Annotated in this window: 3 protein-coding genes; all 3 read right to left on the bottom strand. The window is 58.4% G+C overall.

The annotated features are described in order from the left end of the window. Window positions 1-626, bottom strand: a 626-nt coding sequence (ddpX, locus tag K1Y02_26795; protein MBX7259992.1) for a D-alanyl-D-alanine dipeptidase, incomplete at its 3' end; no start/stop codon positions are given. An 866-nt stretch (window positions 627-1,492) separates the two neighbouring features. After that, window positions 1,493-2,464 (bottom strand): porphobilinogen synthase, encoded by a 972-nt coding sequence (gene hemB, locus K1Y02_26790; GenBank protein MBX7259991.1) that lies wholly within the window; start codon window positions 2,462-2,464, stop codon window positions 1,493-1,495. Between the two features lie 25 nt (window positions 2,465-2,489). Beyond that, window positions 2,490-2,684 (bottom strand): HemD protein (locus K1Y02_26785; protein ID MBX7259990.1); only part of this gene is annotated, 195 nt, incomplete at its 5' end.

Here is a 2,684-nt window from a genome sequence, read left to right as displayed (position 1 = left end):
GGCTTGTCCTCGTAGCCGTCAAAATCGAAATGCCACCACTCCGTCGGGAAGGGAATGAACCCGTGGCGTTTCATTGCCTTCTCCAGTCGGGCGCGGTTGGCAATGACTTCCTTCGGCAGGTCCATGTGGTCGCGGTGAGCGCGCTCGGTGAAATCGTCGTACTCCGTCGGCATGGGCACGTCGTTGCCGTTGGCATCTACGAGCGTCAGGTCTATCGCATACCCACGGTTGTGGCGCGACCCTTTGGAGGGATCGGCGACGTAGCGCGGGTCGGGCAGTATGGCCCAGAACGCGCGTTGCACGGACAACGGCCGATAACCGTCAAAGACTTTCAACCCGTAGCCTTCCTTATGGAGGTCTGCCTGCACTTTCGCGAGGGCGAGCGCGGCGTCCTTCACGAGAAAGCACCGCGCAACGGGATACACCGTCTTGCCGGTAAAATTGTTCGGCGTGGCGTATCGAATATCGAGTTTGATGTCGGGAATCACTTTCACCAACTCGACAAGCTCGGGCTGCGTGGAGACGGGAGTTGGTGGTGGCGTTGTGCAACAACTAAGGGCAAGACAAAGAATGAGGAGAAGCAGCGATACGCGGTGACGATGCGAGCGGGGAAATAGGCCATTCATGCTGAGCATCCTTAGTTAGACGCCATTTTAATGGACAGGCTTCACACGATGCACAAGACAAAGATACTCGCGCGGAGGCGCAGAGGCGCAGGGAGATTGCGATTTTGGGAAGCCTGCTGACGAAAGAGAAAAGTGCTATTGAGTCCCAATTTGAAATTTCAAATTACAGCCAAGAAGGCGGGGCTGAGATTCGTTGAGGATGTGGACGTCCTCTATCTCAAACAACGTTCCCTGTTGTTGCTCCGATCGACTTGAAGAATTGCCTCTCATGTCATCCCGAGTCCGCCCAAGGCGGGCGAGGGATCTGGCTTATAAACAACTCTATTTGGCACCAGATGCTTCGTATGCCGAAAGTGGACTCCTAAGAAACAGACCGCGACAGTTGCTTGCGCCCTTACAGGGCTCACGTTGGGTGGGGGGCTGGTACCTGGGGTTTCGATTCGCGTCGTTGACGCGAATCTCACCCCAGGCTGGAGTATTTCGCGCTTGCAGCGCTCTGGAGTATCGAGTCAAATCGTTGGTGTGTATCGGTGGTTGAGTCCCTTTTGGATGCGGCTATGCCGCGCTAGGCTAGAGTCTGCCGTGCCTACGGCACTCCTGAGAAGAGGCTCTCTGAGTAATTGCGAACGAAGCGCAGGGCATATTGCCCAATGCCTTGTGAAGACTGCCCACTTGACCGTTGTTTCTGCCACTGAAACCCGCGCTCACGCGGTTACTGGCTCAGCGTGACAAACCTAAGCAAGCGTTACGTATTGTTTCAATCAGGTCGCTTCTTAGGAGCCTCTCCGCCACCGGCGAACGAAGAATCCAACTCACGTGCATCATCTTCAATCCAAAATCCAAAATCCAAAATCTAAAATCCAAAATCATCCAATCCACCCTGCCGCATCCTTCGCCCAATACGTCAGGATTAGTTTCGCTCCGGCCCTTCGGATGCCCGTGAGTATTTCCAGCGCGGCGCGCTTCTCGTCGATCCAACCGTTGGCGGCGGCGGCCTTCACCATGGAGAACTCGCCGGAAACCAAATACGCCGCGAGCGGCACGTCGAACCGGTCAGACGCCATGCGAATGATATCGAGGTACGCGAGCGCGGGTTTCACCATCACGATGTCCGCGCCCTCTTCGATGTCGGCGGCAATTTCGCGCATGGCCTCGCGCGCGTTGGGGGCGTCCATCTGATACGAAGTCCGGTCGCCAAACTGTGGCGGCGATTCGGCGGCATCGCGGAACGGCCCGTAAAATGCCGACGCAAACTTCGCGCTGTAGGCCATAATTGGCACGTCGGCAAAACCTTTCGCGTCCAAGGCCGCGCGGATCGCGCGCACGCGTCCGTCCATCATGTCCGACGGCGCAACCATGTCGGCGCCCGCGCGGGCATGCGCAACGGCCTCTTTCACGAGCAACGGCAACGTCGCGTCGTTATCGACGTCGAACGCGCCGGCGCGCGTCTTCGCAACGGCCCCGCAATGGCCGTGGTCGGTGTATTCGCAGAGGCACACATCGGTGATGACGCACAGCGACGGGCATGCTTTCTTGATGGCCTCGATAGCGCGGCACACGATGGCGTCGTCGCAATAGGCCTGCGTGCCGGTGGCGTCCTTGGAATCGGGGATGCCGAATAGAATCACGCCGGGCACGCCCGCCTGCTCGATGGACTTCGCCTCTTCAACGAGCGTATCCACGCTGAACTGAAAATTGCCGGGCATCGATTTGATGGGATTCTTCACGCCGGAGCCCGGGCGCACGAAGAGCGGCATGATCAAGTCGTCCGCGGAGAGGCGCGTCTCGCGCACCATGCGCCGCAACGTCGGTGTGGCGCGCAATCGCCGTAAACGCATTTCCGGAAATCCCACGGTCGCCTCCTTACCTTGTCTCGGTAAATGCCTGCACAATCGCTTCAACGAAGCTTGGAATGTCGTGTGTGTCGGGTTCTATGGTCACCGGCATGCCCAACTCGGCGGCGGTCTTCGACGTGATGGGACCGATGGACGCGAACTGCGCCGTGAGCGCCACCGCATCGAGCCGCGTTGCGCCGAGTATCTCGGCAAAATTTCGCGC

The sequence above is a fragment of the Candidatus Hydrogenedentota bacterium genome (genome assembly GCA_019695095.1).
Lineage (GTDB): Bacteria > Hydrogenedentota > Hydrogenedentia > Hydrogenedentales > SLHB01 > JAIBAQ01.
This window is presented reverse-complemented; position numbering and strand designations above follow the sequence as displayed.

Bases quoted from the DNA above. Each gene is read 5' to 3' on its own strand.
- hemB (MBX7259991.1), bottom strand. From the start codon at position 2,464: ATGCGTTTACGGCGATTGCGCGCCACACCGACGTTGCGGCGCATGGTG.